Source organism: Methanocorpusculum sp. GPch4, assembly GCF_012062385.1.
Classification (GTDB): domain Archaea; phylum Halobacteriota; class Methanomicrobia; order Methanomicrobiales; family Methanocorpusculaceae; genus Methanocorpusculum; species Methanocorpusculum parvum.
The window spans coordinates 68613-93167 of record NZ_SIJA01000029.1 but is presented as its reverse complement, the minus strand read 5'-3'; the positions used below and the strand labels follow the sequence as shown (position 1 = coordinate 93167).

24 protein-coding genes are annotated in these 24555 nt (G+C 54.0%); 19 read left to right on the top strand and 5 right to left on the bottom strand.

Annotated elements, in window-relative coordinates:
* Positions 1-25: 25 nt before the first annotated feature.
* On the bottom strand, positions 26-502 hold the full coding sequence (gene rlmH / locus EYA77_RS03115) for a 23S rRNA (pseudouridine(1915)-N(3))-methyltransferase RlmH (protein ID WP_167815844.1): 477 nt from the start codon (positions 500-502) through the stop codon (positions 26-28).
* Positions 503-3730 (bottom strand): tetratricopeptide repeat protein, encoded by a 3228-nt coding sequence (locus tag EYA77_RS03110; protein ID WP_167815843.1) that lies wholly within the window; start codon positions 3728-3730, stop codon positions 503-505.
* Positions 3731-3847: 117 nt separating this feature from the next.
* Here EYA77_RS03110 and nifB point away from each other — a divergent pair, with 117 nt between their 5' ends.
* The 9 genes from nifB to EYA77_RS03065 all read left to right on the top strand — a co-directional run bounded on the left by nifB (position 3848) and on the right by EYA77_RS03065 (position 12277).
* Positions 3848-4780: a nitrogenase cofactor biosynthesis protein NifB gene (gene nifB / locus EYA77_RS03105; protein ID WP_042697398.1), complete on the top strand. Its 933-nt coding sequence runs from the start codon at positions 3848-3850 to the stop codon at positions 4778-4780.
* Between the two features lie 244 nt (positions 4781-5024).
* Complete coding sequence (gene amrB / locus EYA77_RS03100) at positions 5025-5864, top strand: AmmeMemoRadiSam system protein B (RefSeq protein WP_167815842.1); 840 nt, start codon at positions 5025-5027, stop codon at positions 5862-5864.
* Between the two features lies 1 nt (position 5865).
* Positions 5866-6738, top strand: coding sequence for a mevalonate kinase (gene mvk / locus EYA77_RS03095; protein ID WP_167815841.1), 873 nt, complete (start codon positions 5866-5868; stop codon positions 6736-6738).
* Positions 6731-7486, top strand: a complete 756-nt coding sequence (locus tag EYA77_RS03090) for an isopentenyl phosphate kinase (protein WP_167815840.1) — start codon at positions 6731-6733, stop codon at positions 7484-7486. Before mvk ends, EYA77_RS03090 begins: the two co-directional genes overlap by 8 nt.
* Entirely contained in the window at positions 7483-8550 is a 1068-nt protein-coding gene (fni, locus tag EYA77_RS03085; RefSeq protein ID WP_167815839.1) for a type 2 isopentenyl-diphosphate Delta-isomerase, read from the top strand. The genes EYA77_RS03090 and fni overlap by 4 nt, the downstream gene beginning before the upstream one ends.
* A gap of 20 nt (positions 8551-8570) precedes the next feature.
* Positions 8571-9914 (top strand): RNase J family beta-CASP ribonuclease, encoded by a 1344-nt coding sequence (locus tag EYA77_RS03080; RefSeq protein WP_042697415.1) that lies wholly within the window; start codon positions 8571-8573, stop codon positions 9912-9914.
* A gap of 9 nt (positions 9915-9923) precedes the next feature.
* On the top strand, positions 9924-10892 hold the full coding sequence (locus EYA77_RS03075) for a polyprenyl synthetase family protein (protein WP_167815838.1): 969 nt from the start codon (positions 9924-9926) through the stop codon (positions 10890-10892).
* A 117-nt stretch (positions 10893-11009) separates the two neighbouring features.
* A complete protein-coding gene (locus tag EYA77_RS03070) occupies positions 11010-11813 on the top strand; it encodes a RimK family alpha-L-glutamate ligase (RefSeq protein WP_167815837.1) in 804 nt (267 codons plus the stop codon).
* 38 nt (positions 11814-11851) lie between these two features.
* A complete protein-coding gene (locus tag EYA77_RS03065; protein WP_167815836.1) occupies positions 11852-12277 on the top strand; it encodes a hypothetical protein in 426 nt (141 codons plus the stop codon).
* A 43-nt stretch (positions 12278-12320) separates the two neighbouring features.
* On the opposite strand, the gene EYA77_RS03060 is transcribed toward EYA77_RS03065, so the two are convergent.
* On the bottom strand, positions 12321-12611 hold the full coding sequence (locus EYA77_RS03060) for a UPF0058 family protein (protein WP_042697428.1): 291 nt from the start codon (positions 12609-12611) through the stop codon (positions 12321-12323).
* A gap of 124 nt (positions 12612-12735) precedes the next feature.
* Here EYA77_RS03060 and EYA77_RS03055 point away from each other — a divergent pair, with 124 nt between their 5' ends.
* Both EYA77_RS03055 and EYA77_RS03050 read left to right on the top strand, forming a co-directional pair.
* Positions 12736-14358 carry a putative manganese-dependent inorganic diphosphatase gene (locus tag EYA77_RS03055; RefSeq protein WP_095642287.1) on the top strand — a complete coding sequence of 541 codons (1623 nt, stop codon included), beginning with the start codon at positions 12736-12738 and terminating at the stop codon, positions 14356-14358.
* Between the two features lie 63 nt (positions 14359-14421).
* A complete protein-coding gene (locus EYA77_RS03050) occupies positions 14422-16005 on the top strand; it encodes a TIGR03768 family metallophosphoesterase (RefSeq protein ID WP_167815835.1) in 1584 nt (527 codons plus the stop codon).
* A 263-nt stretch (positions 16006-16268) separates the two neighbouring features.
* Here the strand turns inward: EYA77_RS03050 and EYA77_RS03045 are convergent, their stop codons facing one another.
* Entirely contained in the window at positions 16269-16493 is a 225-nt protein-coding gene (locus EYA77_RS03045) for a winged helix-turn-helix domain-containing protein (protein WP_245241148.1), read from the bottom strand.
* A gap of 181 nt (positions 16494-16674) precedes the next feature.
* Between EYA77_RS03045 and EYA77_RS03040 the strand changes: the two genes are divergently transcribed.
* Together EYA77_RS03040 and EYA77_RS03035 are read left to right on the top strand one after the other, a co-directional pair.
* Entirely contained in the window at positions 16675-17061 is a 387-nt protein-coding gene (locus tag EYA77_RS03040; protein WP_143745011.1) for a hypothetical protein, read from the top strand.
* 33 nt (positions 17062-17094) lie between these two features.
* Positions 17095-17496 (top strand): hypothetical protein, encoded by a 402-nt coding sequence (locus EYA77_RS03035; RefSeq protein ID WP_167815834.1) that lies wholly within the window; start codon positions 17095-17097, stop codon positions 17494-17496.
* 6 nt (positions 17497-17502) lie between these two features.
* Here EYA77_RS03035 and EYA77_RS03030 read toward each other — a convergent pair whose 3' ends face one another.
* A complete protein-coding gene (locus EYA77_RS03030) occupies positions 17503-19155 on the bottom strand; it encodes a phospholipase D-like domain-containing protein (RefSeq protein WP_167815833.1) in 1653 nt (550 codons plus the stop codon).
* Between the two features lie 37 nt (positions 19156-19192).
* Between EYA77_RS03030 and EYA77_RS03025 the strand changes: the two genes are divergently transcribed.
* The 6 genes from EYA77_RS03025 (at position 19193) to EYA77_RS03000 (ending at position 24511) form a co-directional block, all read left to right on the top strand.
* Complete coding sequence (locus EYA77_RS03025; RefSeq protein WP_167815832.1) at positions 19193-19705, top strand: uridylate kinase; 513 nt, start codon at positions 19193-19195, stop codon at positions 19703-19705.
* Between the two features lie 35 nt (positions 19706-19740).
* Positions 19741-19902: a zinc finger domain-containing protein gene (locus EYA77_RS03020; protein WP_042697446.1), complete on the top strand. Its 162-nt coding sequence runs from the start codon at positions 19741-19743 to the stop codon at positions 19900-19902.
* A 7-nt stretch (positions 19903-19909) separates the two neighbouring features.
* Entirely contained in the window at positions 19910-20170 is a 261-nt protein-coding gene (locus tag EYA77_RS03015; RefSeq protein ID WP_042697452.1) for an elongation factor 1-beta, read from the top strand.
* A 111-nt stretch (positions 20171-20281) separates the two neighbouring features.
* Complete coding sequence (locus EYA77_RS03010) at positions 20282-22765, top strand: CDC48 family AAA ATPase (protein WP_167815831.1); 2484 nt, start codon at positions 20282-20284, stop codon at positions 22763-22765.
* Between the two features lie 202 nt (positions 22766-22967).
* On the top strand, positions 22968-24140 hold the full coding sequence (locus EYA77_RS03005) for a redox-regulated ATPase YchF (RefSeq protein ID WP_167815830.1): 1173 nt from the start codon (positions 22968-22970) through the stop codon (positions 24138-24140).
* Between the two features lie 53 nt (positions 24141-24193).
* Positions 24194-24511, top strand: coding sequence for a hypothetical protein (locus tag EYA77_RS03000; protein WP_042697459.1), 318 nt, complete (start codon positions 24194-24196; stop codon positions 24509-24511).
* The last annotated feature ends 44 nt before the right edge of the window (positions 24512-24555 follow it).

Below are 24555 nucleotides of genomic sequence, written 5' to 3'. Positions count from 1 at the left end.
ACAACAAGTAACACGGCGTAAACCGTTATTTGTGGTAGGGTTCACCGTTCAGGATACGAAACGCGCGATAGATCTGTTCAAAGAGAATCAATCTGCTCATGGTGTGAGTAAAGGTCATTTGGGATAAGGAAAGCTTTTTTTCGACCGATTTGAGCAGTTCAGGCGACAAACCAAGGGGTCCGCCGATGATGAAACAGATATTCTTCCCGGATAATTTCGCCTCGCGAAAAATCCCGGAAAACGCTTCACTCGAAAGAGAAAGCCCATACGGATCAAGAGCTATGGTGACGAATCCCTCTTTCACATTTGCGAGGATCAGCTCTCCCTCCTTCTCTTTTACACGGATCTCTTCCGATGCCGAGGCATTTTCCGGGATCTTCACCTCGGCAAGTTCCGTGATGAATATCTTCGCATACGGGCGCAGACGTTTTTCAAACTCGGCAATGCCTGCGGAAATATAGGAGTCCTTGATCTTTCCTACGCAGAGGATCTGGACCTGCATCTACTCCTCTCCGGATGTTTCCGGATCCTCGCGGGTCTCCGAAAGCTCGACGATCCGGTCGTAGTAGCCGACGGCTTCTTTGAGTCTGCCGACGGACTCGAGCGACCGTGCTTTCAGATGCATGGCGGGGAGGTGATCCTGATCGGTTTTCAGGATGTGATCCGCTGCTTTTTCCGCCATATCGAATCTGCTCTGCTGAAGATAGATGATCCCGCGGCAGAAGTTCAGGTCAGGATCTTTACATCCTGCAGCCTCTGCTTTGTCGAATGCAGCGAGAGCCTCGGTTGGATGGCCGGTGACCATCTGCATGAATCCAAGACCGGAAAGTACATACGGATTTTTTGGATCTGTCTGGGCCGCGGTCGTCATGTCGCTCGTGATATCTTTTGGTTCGCCGATCTTGATCGAGGCAAGGGCTTTTTCGAGATGGAGCAGACTGTTTCTCGGGTATTTCCCGATGAGTTTGTCAAAGTATCTGATCGCTTCGGGATATTTTCCCATGCGTGAAAGCATCTCGGCATAGCCGAAAAGAGCGGCGGTGTTTTCCGGGTCTTTGAGGGTCAGCTCGGCGTACTGTTTGAGCGCTTCTTCCGTTTTTCCGATGTTGGCAAGAGATGCCGCATACATGGATCTGATATTCTGGTCGTTTGGGCGAAGAGCCAGCATCTTTGCACAGGCTTCTGCCGCCTCTTCATCTCTTCCAAGGAACCTGAACGCTTCTGCTCTCAGACGGTGTGTGATAATGTCGTCTGGGTTTGATTCGATCAGAAGCTCATAGCCGGAGAGTGCCTCTTCATACTCTCCTCTCATAAGATAGATCGAGGCAAGTTTCCTGACAACGTCTGCGTTGGGAACGCCTGCATTGAGATATCTTGCATAGACCTCGAGGACCTCGTCATAGTTATGCAGCTGTTCAAGGATCTCTGCGAGTTGAAGCAGGGCTTTTGTGTTGGTTTCGTCGATCTCGGTGAGATGCCGCAGGACTTTTGCCGCATCCTCAAGTCTGCCGAGGTTTACGTAAGCCGCTCCTTTGTCGAACAAAGCCTGGGAATGCTCGGGTGCAAGGCTCAGACACCGGTCCATATATTCGGTACAGAGTTTGAACTCGCCTTTTAACAAGTGGACATGTCCGATCGAGTAAAGATTATGGATGTTATCAGGGTCTGCTTTGAGGGCTGCAGTATAGCAGTCCTGTGCCTGATCAAGCCGGTCGATCGATCTGCAGAGGTCTCCGCCGAGGGTCAAAAGGCCTAGGCCCCCTTCTCCTTTGGATAATGCAGCGGACGCCGCATCCGCCGCCTGTTCGTTTAGACCGAGATCGGCGCAGAGTGTTGTGACGTGGGATGCCGCTCCGGCGATGTCGGGGTGGTCGGTCATGATCCTGATATAGGTCTCGGCAGCTGCCTGACTCTGTCCCGCTGCTGCCCGGGCCCTGCCGAGATCGAGCAGGATCCCGGGGTGATCCGGCAGGATCTCGTCTGCGGAGCTGAATGCTTCCACGGCTTTTTCATACTCGCCGAGCATTTCATATGCGGAGCCGAGACCGAGGTATGCTGCCGGCGTATTCGGGGATAAGATCGCGGCATTCTGGTAATGGATGACCGCCTCCTCATAATTTCCGGCAGAGGCCGCAGCTTCTCCCGCGAGCAGGGTGACTGTGATGTCGCGGGGAAGATACTCTTCACTTAACAGAAGTTTTGCGATCTCCTGTGCCTCTTCGTATCTCCCGGTCCCGCTGCATGCTTTGAGGAGACCGATGTAGGCAAGCGTGTTTTCCGGCGATGCCTCGAGGAGTTTTTTCCATGATCCGGCAGCTTCCCTGTATTTGCCGGCAAGCATCATGGATGCGGCATGCTGCTCTAAAGCGGCGATATTTTCAGGGGATTTTGCAAGAACGCGTGCCGCCGCATCTCCGGCGTACTGATATCTTCCAAGTCCCGCAAGGCATCTGCTGTGCAGAAGTTCCATGTCGAGCCTTGCAGGGGCATGACTCAGCACAACGCCGGCGGCTTTATCGGCTTCGCCGTATCGGCCAAGCGCCGCAAGGGCGTATCCCTGCATAGAAAGAAGCCCTTCGTTCACGACGCCGACCTCGACTTTGATCTGCTCTTTCTGCGATGGGCCGCTGTCGAACAGATCAAGTTCGCTGTCCTCGAACCATTTCATTTTCGCAGGCGAGGGGCCGGCGGAGCCGAGTTTACCCATCTTCCCGAAACTCTCGAGTGCTTCTTTGTATTTTCCGGAGAGGTACTCGGCGCAGCCTTTCATATACCAGACCGCGTTATTCGTCTGATTCAGGTGGATGTATTCGACGAACGCTTCAACGGCACGTCGGAACTCTCCGTTCAAAAACGAGATGGTCCCAAGCAGATGCCAGAGTTCAGCGTTCGCATAGCCTTTTGCCAGGACCTTTTCAAGCTGGATCGCGGCTTCTTTTCCGTTTCCATCCCAGTAAAAGGACAATGCCCGGCGAACCGTGATGGTCACATCATCTCCGGTCGTATAATGCTGGATCATCCCGTATGCGGCGGAAGCGTTCTTAAAGTTTCCAAGACTCTCTTCGAGTCGTGCTCTGCGGTACCAGCCGACCGTATCATTTTCTGCAAGATTGGCATACCGTTTCAGCGCACCTTCGACATCACCCGTCATCTCGCAGCAGAATGCGGCATTGGAGAACATCTCGGTTTTCCCAAGCGAGGAGGCGAGATCGTCGTACACGGATCGTGCTTCGGCAAACATCCCGCTTCTCATCAGCAGATCGGCATATCCGGCGCGATACTGAATATTTCCCGGAAAAACGGCGATGAGCTGCGAGCATACCGCTGCGGCATCCCGGTATCTGCCGCTTTGACGGAGCCACTCGTATTTTCTCTCCTTGAGATATACTTCGCTGTCGGGCAAAACGACATGACCGAGAGCAGAGAGCGCTTCTTCGTATTTTCCTGCATCTCCGAGGAGTAGGGCAAGTGATTTCCAGGCCTGACCGTCATCCGGATTCAGTTCGACAGCTTTGGCATATGACCGGGAAGCCGCATCGCATTTCTGGCAGAACCGCTGGCTTGCGGCAAGGCGTGTCCAGAGTTTTGCCGAAGCCGGCTCAAGTTCCAGGGCTTTTGTAAAATGCTGGGCCGCATCCTCATACTGCCCTTTGTCATATGCCTGTTCTCCGCGTGCTATCCAGGGATTCTGTTTATCATTTTTGCCAAAAAGACCGCCAATATCCACCATCCAATCCTCCTGATACTTTGATACCACTATTTTCGTCCCATGGATATAAAGAATATTCGTGGAGCGTCAGTGCCAGAAACGTTTGGACTTTATAGGACGAGACACAATAGAATTACTATGGAAACCCGTGAAACTGACAAAGATCTGCGTGATGCACAGAATTTGCCGTATGACCCGGAGACACTCCGGAGAATCAATGAGCACCCATGTTACAGTCCGGAGGCACGACATACATTTGGCAGATGCCATGTGGCCGTTGCGCCGAAATGCAATATCCAGTGTAATTACTGTGTAAGGGATTATGACTGTGTCAATGAGTCCAGGCCCGGGGTGACAAGCGAGATCCTTCTCCCCGGTGATGCTCTGGAGCGGATCGATGAAGTCGTTTCACGGATGAAGCACATCAAAGTCGTCGGTATCGCAGGACCCGGGGATCCGCTTGCAAACGAGGAGACGTTTGAGACGCTCCGTCTCGTCCACGAAAAGTATCCTGACGTGATTTTGTGCATCAGCACAAACGGTCTGCTTCTTCCGGAAAAGATCGATATCCTCGAAAAGTACGGGGTCAGAAATATCACGGTCACGCTGAACGCGATCGATGCCGCGATCGGCGAGAAAATTTACTCATTCGTCGAGTATGGCGGGAAAAAGTATCACGGCCGTGAAGCTGCCGAAATTTTACTGAAGCAGCAGCTCAAAGGTATCGAAGAGGCGGTAAAACGCAAGATGCTCGTGAAGATCAATACCGTGTACATTCCCGGCGTAAACGACGGGCATATCCCTGAGATCGCAAAAAAAGTCGGAGCAATGGGCGTGTTCAACTTCAATATCATCCCGCTGATCCCTCAGTACAAATTCAAGGACGTCGTTCCGCCGACCAATGCAGACAAGGCGCGGATGCACGAGCTTTGCGCTCCGTATGTCCGCCAGATGCGTCACTGTCAGAGATGCAGAGCTGACGCGGTCGGATTGCTTGGCAAGGATGTCCAGAATGAGTTCGGCTGCTGCGGAAAAGGCGACGGATCAGGAACCGGATGCAGCGGCGAGTGATCCGTTTTCGCCGGGGCATCCCCTCACCTTTTTTTATTTGCTGATCTTCCGCTTCTGCTCTCTAACATCCTGCAGGTCTGGTATTTTTCCCTTTTTTGCTCCGCTCGTTTGCTCTCCACCCCAACAATTAAAGCCTTTCCCTACCAATAATAATATACCTTACATACACCCGCCCCACGCTTCACAGGTTTGGCGGACAAAAACGGTTAGATGGGGAATCTGGAAATCTTCCCATTATATAACAATGATATCAAAAATACCGGCAGAGCCTAAGGCTACGGAAAAGTCTGTGCGGCTCTCAACACTCTCGGGTATATTTTATCCAAAAAACGGCGATGAGCTGGATGAGCAAATCTCCGCTTTTTTTGCATCTACGGTGACGTCTGTTTCGAATCCATACGGGATCCTCGTTCCGCATGCAGGTTATGTATACTCCGGCACTACGGCAGCATGCGGATATGCAAAGATACCTCCGGCATTTGCCGGGACCTTTGTTCTGATCGGTCCAAGTCACGCGGGAGTGGAAACCTCCACTTCGGATATGATCTGGGAGACACCGATTGGAAATGTCCTCCCGGATCTTGCCTTCATCGAAGCCCTGAGCGGATCAATACCGGTGGATAATGATCTGGTCTCGGTAAAGGAAAACTCTCTCGAAGTTCAGATGCCTTTCATCCGGTATCGGTTCCCGAACGCAAAAATCGTCCCGATCCTCATGGGCGATCAGTCTCCACGCGGAGCAGAACGGGTCGCCCGGGCGGTAATCACCGTTGCGAAGGAAACTGGAACACGCCCGGTCATCATCGCGTCAGGCGACGGTTCGCATTATGTTCCGGCAAAAATTGCTGAGCAGAATGATCTGACGGTCCTTGCGGCTGTGCGGAATCTTGACGTCAACGCTTTCTATGATGCCCTGGTTAGGATCCGCCCCTCCATGTGCGGATACGGCTGTATTGCCGCCATGGCAGAGATATGCGCCGCGTTCGGTGCAAAAGAAGCCCGTGTTCTTGTATATCAGACATCAGGCGATGTCACCGGCGATCAAACCGAAGTCGTAGGATATGCGGCGATGGAAGTGGTCTGACATGGCAACATGGAGCGCTCCGGGCAAAGTCATTCTCTTTGGAGAACACGCTGTCGTCTATGGAAAACCTGCCATCGCGATGGCGATAAAACCCCGCGTTCAGGTCACCGTCCGGCATTCAAGATATTATCAGAAACCAAACTCCCCCTACATCTCGGAATGTTTCCGGATCACGGATGTCAAAGGCAGCGTGTATGTCAGATCCCAGCTGCCGAGTGCGTCCGGTCTCGGCTCTTCGGCGGCCGTTACGGTGGCAACGCTTTTTGCGATCAACGATGAGTTCGAGCTCGGCTACACCCGTGAAGAAGTCGGCGATCTGGCCTATGAGGTGGAAAAAGTCACCCAGGGCGGGCGGGCAAGCCCGACCGACACGTATGTTTCGACATTCGGGGGTCTGGTCTTCATCCGCGGCAGTGAAAAACGCCGCCTTCTTCCTCCGCAGAACCTCTCGATCGTGATCGGAAACTCTCTTATCTCCCACAACACCGCGGAGATGGTGGAAAAAGTTGCTGAACTCAAACGGACGTCGCCGGTTGTTGCAAACGGCATCATGGATGCGATCGGCGGCGTGACCATGGACGCCATGCACAATCTTGAAAATCCCAAAGATCTGGGCGTTCTGATGAACCGGAACCATGCTCTTCTCGATGCTCTCGGCGTTGGTCATCCGGTCTTGTCCCAGCTTGTTCTCGCGGCCCGGAATGCCGGCGCATACGGAGCAAAACTGTCAGGCGCCGGCGGCGGAGGATGTATCTGGGCGTTATGCTCAAAGGGTTCCCGCAACCGGGTCGCCGGGGCGATCGAAGACTGCGATGCCCGCCCGATAACCACGACCATCGATACGGAAGGAGCACGGAGAGAAAAAGATGAATGAACCAGTCATTATCAAACTCGGCGGAAGCATCGTTACGAAAAAATCCGAAGACGGGGTCGTCGATTCGGCAAAGATCAAACTCCTTGCCGAGCAGATCGCGCCGTTTGCCGGAAAATTCCCCCTCATCATCGTGCACGGGGCAGGTTCCTGCGGGCATCCCGAGGCAAAAGCCTATGATATCCCGGGCGGGGTCACGAAAGAAAACGCCGCAGGTATTTTTGTAACGCACACGGCAGTGTCCCGGCTCAACCGCTCGGTCGTTGCCTCGCTTCGTGAAGCCGGCATGGAAGCCGTCTCGCTTCATCCGTTCGGATGCTGCCTTGCGGAGAACGGCCGCCTTGTCTCGGCAGGCGTTTCGCAGATCAAAGAGATGCTTTCCCTAGGACTCATCCCGGTCCTGCACGGAGATGTGGTCATGGACACAAAACGCGGCGCCTGTATCGTTTCCGGCGATCAGATCGTCCCCTACCTTGCCGTCAAACTCGGCGCAAAACGCGTTGGGATCGCGACCGATGTGGGCGGCGTTCTTGCAAACGGCGAAGTCATCCAGGAGATCAACCGGAAAAACGTCGGTGAGATCGATCTCGGCGGCTCTTCGAGCACCGACATAACCGGCGGCATGCGTGGAAAGATCGATGAACTTCTCCTTCTCGCCGATGAAGGGATCGACTCGCACATTTTCGCCGCGAACCGTGTGGCGGATTTCCTCTTGGGAAAAAATTACGGCGGGACACTGGTAAGAAAATGACCACAGACAAACGTACATCATCAAGAAAACTGGATCATCTGCGTCTCTGCAGTGAAACAGACGTTACTGCAGGTAGTGCTGGATTTGAAGACGTCATTCTTGTACACAATGCATTACCCGAATGCGACCTCGATACGATCGACCTCTCCGTCGACTTCCTTGGAAGAAAACTCTCCTCGCCCCTCTTCATTTCTGCGATGACCGGCGGTCACCCGGACACGAAAGAAGTGAACCGTGTCTTAGGGTCTGCTGCGGAAAAATACGGTCTTGGAATGGGTGTCGGTTCCCAGCGTGCGGCTCTCGAAGATCCTGATCTTGCTGACAGTTTCAGCATCGTGAGAGACGCTGCTCCCCATGCATTCCTCTGCGGGAACATCGGCGCAGTCCAGCTGGTCAGCCACGGGATGGAATGGGTCGATGCCGCGGTCGAGATGATCGACGCCGATGCACTCTGTATTCACTTAAACTTCCTGCAGGAAGCCATCCAGCCGGAAGGCGACCACAATGCGGCAGGATGCCTTCGCGCAATCGAACAGGCCTGTAAAGAATCAAATGTTCCTATAATCGTAAAAGAGACCGGATGCGGTATTTCGTCAGAAGTTGCCGCCCGGCTTTTCGATGCCGGTGTTTCAGCTGTAGACACCGGCGGATACGGCGGTACGTCGTGGGCGAAGATCGAGGGTGCCCGTGCACAGAAACGGGATGCTGCCGGTGATAAGGCCCTGGCCGGGTTAGGGAATTCTCTCATATCATGGGGGATACCTACCGCGGTCAGTGTTTTTGAGGTAGCGAAGGTGAGTAAAGGACCGGTCATTGCTACCGGCGGGTTGAAGACCGGTCTTGATATTGCAAAAGGGATCGTGCTCGGTGCAACGCTTGGAGGGATGGCATTATCTCTTCTTAGCCCGGCACTTTCCGGCGAGGAATCCCTTGGATCTGCAATAGACACAATTCACACGGAACTCAGGGCTTCGATGTTCCTCTGCGGGGCAAAAGATATTCCTTCCCTTTCCAAGGCAAGGTATTACCTCTTAGGGGACATCAGGCAGATGATTCGGACATAAAAAAATCAGGAAACACAAATATGGTAGACATAGAAGTAATAGCCGTAGGCGGATACAACGAGGTCGGAAGAAACATGACCGCGGTCCGCGTCGGCAAAGAGATCGTCATTTTTGACATTGGATTATATCTGGACCCGATCACGGGCAGCAACAACGTGGATATGGAGAATATGCACTCTCTGGATCTTATCCAGATGGGGGCAATTCCCGATGACACCGTGATGAACTCGGTCGAAGGGACCGTAAAAGCGATCGTGTGTACACATGGTCACCTGGACCACATCGGTGCGATCCAGAAACTCGCTCACCGATACAACTGCCCGATCATCTCGACCCCGTACACGAACGAGCTGATCAAACAGCAGATCGAAGGCGAACGCAAGTTCTCGGTGATGAACAAGACCTTTGCTCTCAAAGCCGGGGGAAAATATACCATCTCCCAGAGTCTGACCTTAGAGTTCATCCGTGTTCAACACAGTATCATCGATTCGGTGATGGCTGTTCTCCATACCCCGGTCGGCTGCGTCGTGTATGCAAACGATTTCAAGTTTGATATGACGCCGGTCATCGGTGAAGCTCCCGACCTCGCCCGCATGCGTGAGATCGGCAAGCAGGGCGTGAAGGTTCTGATCGTTGAATCCTTAAACCTTGATGACCGCGGCTACTCCCCAAGCGAACAGGTTGCCCGTCTTCGGGTCCGTGACGCGATCATGCGGTGTGAGGACGACAAAAACGCCGTCATCGTCTCGACCTTCGCTTCGCAGATCGCGAGGATCAAGACCATAACCGAGTGCGCCCGTGAGATCGACCGTATCCCGGTCCTTCTCGGACGCAGTATGGAGAGGTACAATACCACTGCCGAGGTTTTAAAGCAGGTAGCTTTCCCGCAGGGGACAAGCATCTACGGAAACAGAAAGACGACGGACCGCATGCTCCGCCGTGTTCTCAAAGAAGGCAAGGACAAGTTCCTTCTCGTCGCGACCGGTCACCAGGGTGAACCCGGATCCATGCTTTCGAGGATCGCATTAAACGAGACTCCTCTTAAGATCGAGAAGGGCGACAAGATCCTGTTCTCGGCAAACATCATCCCGACACCTACGAACTATGCCCAGCGTGCCGAGGTCGACCGCCTTTTGATCCGGCAGGGCGCCCGGATCTTTGACGGACTCCATGTAACGGGTCACGCCTACTATCAGGAGCATTACGATCTTCTCGCGATGCTGAACCCCGAACACATCATCCCGTCCCACGGTCCGTTCTCAATGAAAGCCGGCCATGTGACGCTTGGTTCCGAGTTCGGCTATGCACTGAACAAAGAGATCCATATTATGCAGAATGGTGACCGTCTGGTCCTTCCCAAATGAGATGATCCAATGAAACTTGATGAATATCTGAAAACTGTTGCCGCCAAAGTCGATATGGAGGCGGACGAGTATAGTAAAGCGGTTGACTCGACTCTGCAGAAAGCAGCGTCCCATCTCCTTGTGAGCGGAGGAAAACGTCTTCGCCCGGCTCTTGTGCTGCTTTCGGCAGAGTCGATTCGGAGCGGCGCGTCGGAGGATATTTTTCAGGCAGCCCTTGCTCTGGAATGGACGCATACTTTTACTCTCGTCCATGACGATATCATGGACGGGGATTCACTGCGCCGCGGAAGGCCGACTGTCCATGTTGTCTGGAACGAAGCCACCGCGATCCTTGCGGGCGATGTGTTGTATGCGAACGCATTCGAATACCTCTGCCGCGTGAAAAACGCCACGTCCGAGTCCAAAGTGATCGCCGTCCAGATGCTTGCCCACTCCTGCCATGAGCTCTGCGAAGGTCAGCAGGAGGATGTCTCCTTCGAAACACGGTCGGATGTGACCCTGGAAGAGTATCTTTCGATGGTCCGGAAAAAGACCGGCGTCCTCTATGCGGCGGCAGCCGGGATCGGGGCCGCCCTTGCCGGCGGAGATGTCAAGCAGATCTCTGCTCTGTATACTCTCGGTCTGAACACGGGCATTGCCTTCCAGATCCAGGATGATATCATCGACCTTCTCGCACCGTCCGAGGTTTCCGGGAAAGATCAGGCCTCTGATCTCCGGGAAAACAAGCAGAGCGTGCTCGCAATCCTTGCCCGCGACGGGGGGATCGATCTCTCCGCTTACCACAAGCCTGACCTTTCGAAAGAGGAGATCGCGGACGCGATCAATCTTCTCGAGACGTCCGGTGTTCTGGACAAAGCCCGGGGGATGGCGGAAAAACTCATCAATGACTCCAAAGCAGGCCTGTCTGTTCTTCCGGACTCGGAAGCAAAGACGCTGATCATGGAGATGGCGGACTTCTTCATCGCAAGAAGATACTGACTTTTTTCTTTTTTTTGTGCAGATATTTTCCGGATCGTGTTTTGATCCGGGGTGCGGAGACGCCGATCCGGGACGATCACGGCAGACTTATTACATCGCCAAAGCAAACACAGAATAATGATTCATATCATCCCCAAACCGACCGATACACCAACTGACAACTCCACCGGCATGGTCCAGGCCGAACTCAGACGACGGGGAGTTCCGTTTATCAACCTCGACCTTGCCTCCGTCGATCCGTTCGATCTCCCCGTCTCCGGAGAGACCATCTGGGCCTGCGGTATCAAACAGGACGGTGTCCAGTTTGAACTCCTCAAAGCCCTTGAACTGGAAAACCATGTCATCAACTCCCCGGAAGCCATCGCGATCTGCGCAAGCAAAGTTACGACGACCGCAAAAATAATCAGATCAGGAGCTCCCAGTCCGGCAACCTGTTTTACCAACAGCAAAGAAAAGGTCCAAAAATTTCTCGACGCACACGGCGGAAAAGCGGTCTACAAACCGGTCTACGGCTATGACGGAAACGGGATCTATCTGTTCACCTCCGTAGACGAGATCAAAGAAGAACCGCCTTACTATGTTCAGGAATACGTGAAAAATGATCGTGACTACCGCATCTTCGTCATAGACAACACTGCCGTAGGAGCAATCAAACGTGAGTCCGCACATCTTACCCACAACATCCATCAGGGAGGGTGCGGACAGGCCGTTGAGATCCCCACAGAAATGGCTGACGCCGCAGAAGGAGCCGCACGCGCAGTCGGCATCGACTACTGCGGCGTTGACCTTCTCCCGCTTGAAGACGGAGGATACACCGTCCTTGAAGTAAACGGCACCCCGAACTGGCACTGTATGACTGCCCCCATCCCCAAACTTCTTGCCGATTATCTGATCCGTCAGGATAAAGAAGGGAGAAAATAGAAAGGAGCTATTATTATCTCTGCGGCCGATTCTTCCTCATGGAGAAACACACCGTAATTCTATTCCTGCTTGTGCTTGCCGTACTGACGGGAGGGATCTGCTCTGCAGGCTGCCTATCCTATATGACGGTCAGTGATCCCGAGATCGAATACGAACCGGGACTTGGACCGACGGTGAGCCAAAGCGACCCTCTCGTCGGCACCTGGGTCGGAAGAACAACAAACCCCAACGGGTATGAGGAAAAATATACCCTGATCTTCAACACAGGCGGCACCGGCAGATTGACGGCCGCGACCATGGGATTCACCCAGTCCTCGGATTTCACCTGGACACCGATCGATGACCATACCTACAGAATGGACTTTCCGATCGCCGCATCCGGATTTTCCCAGAAAAATACCCTTACACTCAGTAGCGGCAAAAAAACCTGCTCGGTGATCGGGATCGAGTTCACCAAGAGCTAAAATAGAAAAATCGAAGGCGGATCATAGAGATCCCCGCCTTATTTTACTGTTCCTTTTCGGCTTCCATCTCTTTGAGCGTGCGGTCGGCAAGCTCTTTCATCCGGGTCGGGATCCCGCGTGAAGAGATCGTCTCGATCTCCTTCATAGCGGAGGCGATCTCAGAACCGAGAATAAATATTGCATATTTGTGCTCGAGTTTACTCCGATTGACCATATCCGGAGTGATTTTCAGGGCATTGTATTGAGGAAACTTCAGATCGGGATTCAATGACTCATAGTAGACCTTTATGTCAAAAAATATCTGGTGAAGCTCAAGTAGTTCTTCCTTGTGCATAATGCCAATTAGATAAGGGGTGAAGCGTCTTAATAATTTGCGTGACGAGAAAAATCCCGACGGAAAAAAGTCTATCTAATACACCGCCAAACTATACGCATATGTATCGTCAGGAGAGTCTGAGTTGAAGTCAATATATGTCCTGGGTCATCGTCATCCGGATACAGACAGTATATGCAGTGCTATCGGGTATGCCGCATTTCTGAACAGAGACGGGAAGGACACCTATATCGCTGCACGCTGCGGAGACCTGAACGCCGAGTCGAAGTACGCTCTCGCCAAGTTCGATGTCGAAGGGCCTGCCCTTGTCCTGAGCGTTGAACCGTCTGTTGCCGACATTCCTTTTACTCACCCGGAAAGCGCATATGCCGAAACGCCGACGATCGATGTCATCGAACTGATGGATACGAAGGATCTGCGGAATCTCCCGATCACGGATCCAAACGGGAACCTGATCGGGCTCGTGAGTGAACACGGTCTTGCGCGGGCATATGTATCCAATACCAAAATGGAGACCCTCGCCGTCTCGCCGGTGAGCGTCGATACGCTCGCACGGATCCTGCATGGGACAGTGCGGGTCAAAAATCATACTGTGCTTGAAGGAGCCGTGTATATCTCGATCGATGCCCTGCATGTGATCCTCTCCCGCATCACGAAAAAGGATATCGCGATCGTAGGAGACGACGAACCGACCCAGCTCGCTTTGGTCTCCGCCGGGATCGCGGCACTGATCATTGCGGATTCCGCCCCGGTCGGCCAGCGGCTGCTCGCGTCAGCCTCGGAGAAGGGCGTGACGGTCATCTCGACCGAGGTCGACGCGTTCGGGGTCGCGAAGATGATCCACTTGACACTGCCCGCCGAGACGATCATGACGAAGGACGTTCCGACCGTCCGGATCGCCGATACGATGGAGTATGTCAAACAGATCGTCTCGAACTCGAAGTACCGGACGGCCTGTGTCGTGGACGAGAACGGAAAACTGCTCGGCACGATCTCCCGGAACTCGCTGATGGAGGATGTGGCGAAGTCGGTGATCCTCGTCGATCACAACGAGTACAGTCAGGCGGTCGAGGGGATCGAAACCGCAGACATCATCGAGATCATCGATCACCACAGGCTTGGAGCGATGGCGACCCTTCGCCCGATCCGTTTCGATATGGAACCGGTCGGTTCGACCTCGACGATCGTTACGAGACGGTTCATGGAAGCGGGGATCAAACCCAAAAAGGAGGTGGCAGGGATCCTCCTCTCAGGGATCCTTTCCGACACGCTCGGTCTGAAGATGTCGACGACGACAAAACAGGACGAGGACGCCGTCCTGTTCCTTTCGGAGATCGCCGGCGTCGATCCGATCGCCTACGCAAACGAACTGATCGCGGAAGGGATGTCCCTTTCCGGGGTCTCGCAGGACGAGCTTCTCGAGCGGGACACAAAGGAGTATAATCTCTCGGGCAAACGGGTGATCATCTGTCAGGTCCTTGTCCCGTCGTATGCTTATGCGAAGACCAATGAGGAGGCGATCTTTGCGGCACTGGAGGCAAAGCTCCGCGAGCCGCATGCCCCGGACATTTATCTTGCATTATATACGAGTGTCTCGGAGATGGGATCGGATCTGTTTGCGGCAGCGGACGACGCGACGATGCTTGCGATGCACTGGGAGAGAAAACCCATGCATCTTCCGGGCGTCGTGTCCAGAAAGAAGGACTTCGTGCCCCACATCGGCAGAAGACTGGATTCCACATTTTAATTTTTTTTATCTGGTTCTTTTTTATCCTTCAGATACCTATAAACAGGATATATGTCACGCATTTTGGCAGTACTAATCGTACTATTCGCTGTGCTGCTGGTATTTTCCAGCGGCTGTGTGAGTCCGACAGGATCATTCAACACAACCGAACGCACCGTGGTCCCGGTCAGTCCGGGAGAGAACCTGACCATCACGCCGGAAAATCTCAGCATCTACCATTACAACGGGTTTGGTCAGTGGGCAGACGGTGCGGGCGTGCCGGTCTCCGTAAGAGATGATATCGCAGGCGGAGCGACTCCGTCGGGTGAGGGAACACAACTTCTTTCGTTTGCAGCGATCTCGGATATCCACATCACGGATGAGGAGTCACCGGTCCAGGTGATCGCTCTGGGCTATCTCAGCCCCTTCCCTTCGGCATACTCACCGGTCTCGATGTACTCGACCCAGGTGCTGAATGCGGCAGTACACACGATCAACACCATAAATAAAGAGAATAAGCTGGATCTTGTCCTGTCCCTCGGCGATGCGGCAAACAATAATCAGTACAATGAACTGCGCTGGTTCATTGATGTTCTTGACGGAAAAACGATCGATCCGACATCGGGAGGAAATGCAGGGAAGGAGAATCTCGATTATCAGAAGACGTTTACGGCAGAAGGTCTGGATATGCCCTGGTATCAGACGATCGGCAATCACGATCAGTTCTTTACGGGCGTGTTCGCGGTGGATGAAAACATCAGCAGGATGTATCGCGGCGATACGGTCGCAAATATGCGGCTCGACGTAACGGTGACCGGAGATCCTTCGCTTACCGGCTATTATATGGGTGTCTTTAACGGGTCGGACCAAAACGGCGCCATTATAGGTATTGGCAAGGCTTCAGAATTTGCGTCTGCGCCAAAGGTGGTTGCGGATGCAAACCGTCACGCGATCGCGGAGAACGGGACCCGGATCGGGTTCATGCAGGAGTTTTTGAACTCGAGCTCGCTTCCGTTCGGTCACGGATATACGGAAGAGATGATCGCGGACGATTTCGCCAGCTACTCGTTCGACCCGGCGGAGGGTGTCCGGATCATCATGCTGGATGATACGACGGTCGAAGGTTCAACGATCGGCGATATCTGGGCACACGGCCGCGGTTCTCTGGATGAGGAGCGGTTTGCCTGGCTGAAGGCGGAGCTGGAGAAAGGACAGGAGGAGGATGTTCTGATGATCATCGCGGCACATATCCCGATCGCGACGATGGAGGAGGGAGCACCTTCGGGCTGGAGTCTGAACTCGGAAGTGTCCCAGACGGAACTGATCACGGAGCTGCAGAAGTATCCGAATCTGCTGATGTGGGTCGCAGGACACAATCACCGGAATACGATCATGCCGATCGCGTCGCCGGATCCGGCTCACCCTGAGTATGGATTCTGGGTCGTGGAGACGGCATCGCTGAGGGATTTCCCGCAGGAGTTCAGAACGTTCGAGATCATTCGGTATTCGGATGAGCTTGTGGGGATCAAGACGGTGTGCGTGGATGTGGATGTGGAAGGAGACACGTTAGCGGAGAAGTCACGGTCCTATTCGATCGCGGCGGCACAGATGGTTGGAAATACTGATGTCGCGATCGAGAATGCGGAACTCCTTGTCCGGGTGAAGTGAGAAGCGGGCTTTGACGAGGTCTGCGGCGGATCTTTGTCATGCATCCATTCTCATTTTTTCAGTACACTTTTTTTTGTGTTTTTGTGTACGTCAGTTTCCCTGCCCGGGTCCCGCCGGTCATATGCTTCGTTCCGTCTGCTTCGCAATAATCCGCATACAGAGAAAACATACGGTGCAAAGCAACTGCCTGCATCAGTAAAACAACTTGAAAAAGAAAAAGGGTGAGTTTGTGAGGTGTATTTAGAGGGTGGATCTGTGAATTATCAGGCTGAGGCGTGAGTTGCCGCCGCAGTCATCTTTGGCATATAAATTGCCTGGCGTGCATCGCGGAAGTTGAACTTCTCGATGATCATGCCATTTTCCTTCAGACGTCTGAGCGCATAACGGACCGTGCGCGGGGCAAGTCCTGTGCTTAAGACAATATCTTTGTGCGTCTGAGAACCGGTGCGTTCCAGTAACTGGAAGATCGTGAGACACGACTTGGGCATGTTTGTTCTCTGCATACATCATAATTGACTTAAAAGTATATAATGCTTTTCTACATCTGTTCGTTATAGTTTGAACAAAAATAGACATTGATGCAATATTGTTCGAAACACCTCGAACTAAATTGCCTCCATACCGGCCTTCTTTGGGCAGAATCGCGCCACAGACGAAGATTAATCACGCTTGGATACATACACAAAAATCAGCATGCTCACCCGCCCCGAACGCCGCGCTGCCGGTATCCTCATTCTTGTTATCCTGCTGCTTGCCCTCCTGTATCTTGGCACTGTCCATCTCATACCGGATCAGGGAGCCGCAGATTATCGTCCCGATCTTCCCGACGGAACACTCGTTCGTCTCGAAGGCATCGTGCTGGAGACAAAGATCACCGGGACCGGCGGACATCTGATCGCAAACATCTCGGGAACGGATGTGTTTATCCCAAACGGCGGGAAAGATCCCCTCCTCGTATCAGGAGACCGCGTCAAGGTCATCGGCATTATCGAAACCTATGCCGGGAAAAAAGAGATCATCGCAAACCGGCTCTCCGACATCACGATCCTGGTGTGATCTTAATACTTTCTGCCGACAAACATGACTGGTATGACAGACCTTCCCGCACCCGGCGAAAACATCGACCTGCTGGAGCTTATGGACCTCCGGCGGCGCGAACGGATCAATGTATATCTCTATATGGATGCAGAAATCGCCAAGACCTCGGATCTAACGGCCGATCTGGAGAAGTACCGTCTGACCGATCCGGACTTCCGCCCTGTCCTGGAGATCGAAGACTGGATGAAAAATATGCAGAAACATATGAAGCAGATCCAGGGTCCGGGAGTCAAGGTCGAACAGATGCTGAAAGAACAGCCCCTTGCGGCAGAGATCCTGGAGACCGGAACGATGCAAACCGCCGTCGGTCCGCGGGGATATATCAAAGCGCTTCTGCCGTACCTCGACGAGATGGAAGAGATCGAGGTTCGGGAAGCGAAAGGATTCAAATAAAACCGGTCAGCGTCTCCGCCGGATAACAATGCCTATCAAAAGGATCACGATCCCTCCGGCAAGCAGCAGCCGGAGATCGAAGCCGAGCCCTGCCGAGACCGGATCTTTTTCATACTCCCCGTTCCAGTCAGCAGAGAAGACGGCCGTATAATATCCGGCCGCTTCCCTGCTGTGGATGATTACTCCCGCCTCGCGGTTGTTGTTTGGGGAGTTGAAGTTCCAGTTTATCGAACTGATCAAAACATGCTCGCCGTCAACGATCATCCCTTTATTATGCAGTTTTGTCAGATGCGCGCCCGGCAGAAGGAGCCGTGCGGAGACATCCCCTCCGTATCTGTTGAGCGCGGCCGCCAGTTCATCATTGTCGGCATCATCGGCGGTGTTATAATACATCCCGTCAAGCATCACCCGGATCGAAGCGCCGCGGTCTGCGGCACCAAGAACGGCCGCCATCCAGATGTTTTCCCCGTCTTGATAGGGCGAGATGTAAGCCTGCTGGAGGTCGACTGTGCGGTGTGCCGATCTGATCAGATCGAACACAAGGCTGCTCGTGTCCGGGGAAATGACCGGAGTTATGCTGACATCATACAGCGTCATACCGGCAAAATGCGGAACGATCTTCTCATCGGACCAGGGTGCCGGGAGAGGTTCGTCTCCCGGCACATAGGGATACATGTCGATCCCTCCCAGATCGGCGGCGAACACCTCTGCAAAATATTCTGCCGTCTCCTCATCCCGGATCACTGCTCCCCATCCTCTGTTGCCTCTCGTCCCCGGGAGCGGGATCCCGCTCGGCTTGAAGTTTTCCGAGAGGATTACCGTTGAATACCCGTCGGCCACCAGATACTTTGCATGCAGATACCGGTATCTTGCCGGGATACTGCCTTCGCTTTCGATCGTCAGAATCGAAACACCGCGGCCGGCCAGATAATCCATCACTCCTTTCTCTTCATCGGAGATGCCGCCGACCGGCCCGCCTTCGAGAAGGAGCGTCACATCGACCCCGCGCTTTGCCGCGTCTGCGATCTCGCGGGCGATGTCAGCGTGCGTGAACTCATACATCGAGATCAGCAGAGTCTCTGAAGCTTCACGGATCACGCCGCTCACCGCCTCATAGGACGAATCAGGCGAGACAAACAGCGTCACCGAATCGGCAGTGAACGTTTCCGGTGAAAATCTGCTCTGCCCGATCTTATAGATCCGGTCATCCCAGACCCCGTCCGTGTAAACATGGACGCGGCCGTTTGAACTGCTGAGTTCACCCGGCCAGGAAACGGTCTGGATGACTTCACCCAGATGGAGAAGTGAAAGATCATCGCCGGTGTTTGCCATCTGAAAGCGCCCGGTCTGCAGAACATTTTTCACCGCACTGATTTCCAGGATCTCGTAATCAGGCAAGGTCCCGTGGATCGCGAAAAAAGCCTCTGCGCTTCTCGCGACGACCACCCGCCCGCTTGAAACGGCGCCGGCAGGAAATGTCAGGCTCCCTTCACCGTCAAAGACCGTCCACCCGCTCAGACTGCCGCTTCCTTCCAGGATGAGATACTCATCCCCGTCGCCTGCAGCATATCCGTCCGGACAGAACTCCGCAAGAACGAATCCCGAGGCGGGCGAGATGCACAGGACCAGAAGAAATAGGAGGGCGAGCAGTCTTTTCATACTGGTTTTTCTTTATTTACGTTCTACTATATAGTGTATGACGGCTCGGACGGTGGTCAAATTCGGCGGGAGTCTTATGGACAAAGCAGGAGAGATCCTTGCCGAGATCCCCGACGGGCCGATTCTGATCGTCCCCGGTGGCGGGATCTTTGCGGATTTTGTCCGTGCCCAAGGCGCCGATGACGAGACTTCGCACTGGAAAGCGATCGATGCCATGGAAATCTTCGGCAGATTTCTCTCGACGTTCGGCTATCCCGTCACCCGGGAACTGACGATCCCAAAGGAGCCGTCGATCCTTCTGCCAAAGCGCCTGCTGGAAAAAGCGGATCCTCTCCCCCACACCTGGGACGTCACCTCCGACTCGATCGCGGCATGGATCGCGGGCCTTACCGGCTCGCGTCTTCTGGTCATAAAATCGACAGACTCAGGCGAGGATCTCCTGGATCCGGTTTTTGGCTCTCTCATTGCAGAATACGGGGTCTCTGCCGAGATCCTGAACGGGCGTGTTCCCGGCAGTGTTCGAAGCTGGTTTGAAGCCACACGTTTATAATAATCGGACGCTAATTAACTAAGGAGTTTGATCGTATGGCAACTATAAAATGTACATCATGCAATGCCCCGCTCGCAGAGCGCGGCGCAACCGAGTTTAAATGCCCGGACTGTGGAGAGGTCATCTACCGCTGTGCACGCTGCAGAAAACAGAGTGTAAAATACACCTGCCCGAAGTGCGGATTCCAGGGGCTCTGAGTCTTCAATGGGTGAAGTCGTCGTTATTATGAAGATCATGCCGGAGTCCCCGGAAGTAGATCTCGAAAAACTTCAGGCAGATATCAGAGCTGCCGTGACCGGTATCGAAGATATGAAAGTCGAACCGATCGGATTTGGTCTGTCTGCAATCAAGATTGCAATGATCACCGAGGATGATGAGGGGGCAGGCGACAAGATCGAGGCTCTCTTCTCCCAGATCCCGGGCATCGACCGTGCAGAGATCGAGTCTCTGAACCGGTTGCTCTAAATATCTTTTTTTTTCTTTTCCGCGTAAGGATCCGATCTGCTGTATGCATTTTCGGCACGCTTAGGTCACTGTGGAAAATTATTAACGGCCCCCATCGTATATACATCTACCATGGCGGAAATCACACTTAAAGTGGACAGTGCCTACCCGGAGGATCAGGGGAACGGCAAGGCACGGCTCGACCCGGCGGCGATGCAGGCGCTGGATGTCAGTCCGGGCGATCTGGTCAGGATAACCGGAAAAACACCCACTGTCGCGAAGGTCTGGCGTTCATTTGAAAGCGACTGGAATCAGGATAAGATCAGAATCGATAAATATACGCGGGCGAATGCAGGCGTCAGTCCGGGAGACCGGGTCACTGTGGAGAAAATCGTTGAGGAGATCCCCGCGACCTCGGTCACGCTGGTGGCGCCAACAGAGCTTGCGGACTCTTTCCCGGACGAAGAGGATGAATATCTTGTATCCCTCATCAACTTCCCGGTCGCACTGGATGATATCGTGCCGGTAAAGACGTTCCATCCCGGCCATCCGCCCCTGGAGTTCAAGGTCACGACACTTGAGCCGGAGAATGCCTGCATCCTGACGAAAAATACCGAGCTCATCTTTGACGATGATGATGTTTTTGACGGGACGAAGCCGATAACCTATGAGGATATCGGCGGGCTGAAAGGCGAACTGAGACGCGTGCGTGAGATGATCGAACTGCCGATCCGCCACCCCGAGCTGTTTGAGACGCTGGGTATAGAGCCGCCGAAAGGTGTCCTTATGTACGGGCCGCCCGGGACCGGAAAGACGCTGATCGCCAAGGCCGTGGCAAGCGAGAGCGGGGCGCATTTCATCTCGATCGCAGGCCCGGAGATCATCTCGAAGTATTATGGCGAGTCGGAGCAGAAACTTCGCGAGATCTTTGAAGATGCGGAAGACAACGCTCCGTCGATCATCTTCATCGATGAACTGGATTCGATCGCACCCAAGCGGGAGGATGTCAACGGCGAGGTCGAGCGGCGTGTGGTCGCGCAGCTTTTGACGATGATGGACGGGATCACGGACCGCGGGCAGGTGATCGTGATCGGGGCAACGAACCGGCCTGATGCGATTGATCCTGCGCTCAGAAGACCCGGGAGGTTCGACCGCGAGATCGAGATCGGGGTGCCCGCCGAGGCGGACCGGATGGAGATTTTGCAGATCCACACAAAGGATATGCCTTTCGAAGGGATGGCAAAGCTGAAGGAGCTGCGCAGTCGTGATCCGACACAGGCGGCTCTTGAAAAAGCTCTTGCGGCATATGAGCTTTCCCGGGACAAACTCCTGCAGACACTTGCGGCGCAGGCGAAAGGATTTGTCGGGGCCGATCTCGCAGCATTGGTACGCGAAGCCGCGATCCGGGCGCTTCGGCGGCAGGTGGATGTTTCGGATCTCGATAATGAGACGATTTCTGACGAAGTCCTGCGAAAACTCGAGGTGACGACGGCAGATTTCATCGCGGCTTCCAGAGAGGTGGCGCCGTCAGCTATGCGGGAGATCGCTCTTGAGACGGCTGATGTTTCCTGGGCCGATATCGGCGGAAGCAGAGAGGCTGTTCGCGATGTGCGCGAGTCGGTGGAGTTTCCGCTGACCAGAAAGGAGGTGTTTGCCGAACTTGGGATCCGTCCGCCGAAGGGCGTTCTTCTGTACGGTCCGCCCGGGACCGGGAAAACGATGATCGCCAAGGCAGTAGCTTATGAGAGCGGAGCCAATTTTCTGGCGGTGAAGGGGCCGGAGCTTTTGTCGAAATGGGTCGGCGAGTCGGAGAAAGCCGTCCGAGATATCTTTAAGAAGGCGCGGCAGGTGGCGCCGTCGATCATCTTTTTTGATGAGCTGGATTCTCTCACACCGGCGCGCGGCGCTTCAGACGGGAACCGGGCGACCGAGAATGTGCTGAATCAGATCCTCACCGAGATGGACGGGATCGAGGAGCTGAATGATGTGATGGTGCTTGCGGCTTCGAACCGTCCGGATATCATCGATCCTGCGCTTCTCCGGAGCGGAAGGTTTGACCGGCTGGTGTATATATCCGAGCCTGATGAGGCAGATCGCCGCGAGATCCTGGCCTTGCATATGCAGAATATGCCAATAGAAGGTTCGGTGTTTGATGAGGCAGTGATCTCTACAGCAGGTCTTGACGAGGCGTCGCTTGCAGCGCTGGCGCAGAAACTTTCCGGAAAAACGGTGACGGTCCGTCAGCTGAAAACAGCCGCCGAAAAGTACGGGGCCGGAACGGTCCTTCCGCTTTTCGAAGCCAGAAGACGGCTTTCGGCAGCTCTTTGCAAGGCGGGCATAACACTGAAGGATCCGGTAAAATCAGAACGTATCGCGTCACTTGCCCGTGAAACGGCTGGTTATGTAGGGTCAGATCTGGAAGGGCTCTGCCGCGAGGCGGCGATGCAGGCTCTCAGACAGCAGGCATCCGTCGTGACGGCGGCCGATTTTGATGAGGCGCGAAAGAGGGTCCACCCGACGATGAATGAACGCGTGCGTGAGTATTACACTGCCGTTTCGCAGAAGTTTAAAGGCGGCCTGCCCAAAGAAGCGCAGAATCTGATCGAGTATCAGTGAAGCACAGCGGTTTTAGGAAAGGAGGGGCTGTACACTCTGCTCTTTTTCTTCTGCCTGCGCCTCCATCACGCCCCAATTTTTTTCGCGCTTTGCTGTCCCTTTTCATTGACGACCCTGGCCGGAAGGTCTCTACACAACACATAAGAGTTAGCCGGCCCTAATTATAGGTCAGAGATACCCTCTATATAAGGAAAGAAACAGAATGTTACAGATCGCTCTCGCCGGAAAACCAAACTGCGGCAAATCAACGTTTTATAAATCGCTGACGCTTGCAAATGTCGATATCGCGAATTATCCGTTCACTACGGTGAACCCGAACAAAGGCGTTGCGTACGTCCGGACAACGTGCCCGTGCAGGGAGCTTGACATCGAAGGATGCACTGAATGTGTTGACGGAAACCGGTTCATTCCGATCGAACTGATCGATGTCGCCGGACTTGTGCCTGATGCGCACCTTGGCCGCGGGCTTGGAAACCAGTTTTTAGACACGCTCCGCGAGGCCGATGCGATCATCCAGGTCGTGGATGCATCGGGAAGCACCGATGCCGAAGGAAATCCCGTCGACCTTGGCGCCCGCGATCCGATCGAGGACGTCGAGTTCCTGCGCTATGAGTTTGCGATGTGGATGGCAGGGATCGTCGAGAAACACCGCGCCAAACTCGTCAGACAGGCGCAGGGAAAAGAACAGGTCCTGATCGATCTGCTGGGCGAAGCGCTCGCGGGTCTGCGGATCGATGCGATCCAAATCAGAGAAGCTGTTGACGAATGCGGCATCAATCTTGCCAAAGCAACGCCCGAAGACATCGAAAAGCTGTGCGAGGTGCTGCTCCGCGTCTCAAAGCCGATGATCATCGCCGCAAACAAAGCCGATCTCGCATCGGATGAAAACATCGCCGCATTACAGGCTCTTGGCGCTGTTCCGACGATCGCTGCGGGAGAACTTGCTCTCAAGACCGCTTCACAGGCAAAGCTTCTGAAGTATCTTCCGGGTGACGCGACCTTTGCTCCGATCGAAGGAGCAAAACTCTCAGCTCCCCAGATAAAAGCTCTGACGAAGATCGCCGAGACGATGAAGAAGTACGGGGGTACCGGGGTCCAGACGATCCTGAACCGGATCGTATTCGATGAGATAGGGATGATCGTTGTCTATCCGGTCGAGGATGAGAACAAGTTCTGCAATGCCAAAGGCCAGGTGCTGCCTGATGCGTTTCTGATGCCGGTCGGCTCGACGCCGAAGGAGATGGCGTTTCGTGTCCACACGGATATCGGGAAGGGATTTTTGTATGCGGTCGACGCCCGCACAAAGATGCGGATCAAAGATACGACGGAACTTAAAACCGGCGATATCATCCGGATCGTGAGTGCGGCAAAATAATCTCCTTTTTTGGCAAATCTATATAATGCATAACTCACCAATGTAGATTACTTATGGGAAGCGAAGTGTATCAGGCACAGATCCTCCGGGCGTTCTTCGACACCATCACCGGCACCGACCGGAATCTGACCCGAATATACATGTGCGTGATCTCGCTTGCAAAACTCAGAATGGAGTCTCCCGAGAGGCTTCGCTTCCTCGTCGAGCAGATGCAGGTCAGCAAAACCAAACGCGAACTCTCTATCGACATCCTTGACTACATGGTCGAGGCAGCGAATTCCCTCGAGTCCTGGGCAGGTCAGTCCGCGTTCGGCATCACGTCCCCACAGAAAGCTGACGACTTCGGCGGCGTATCCCTCGATTCACTCTGATCTATCCTGCATCCAGGCTGATTTTTACCGGATGAACGAGGATA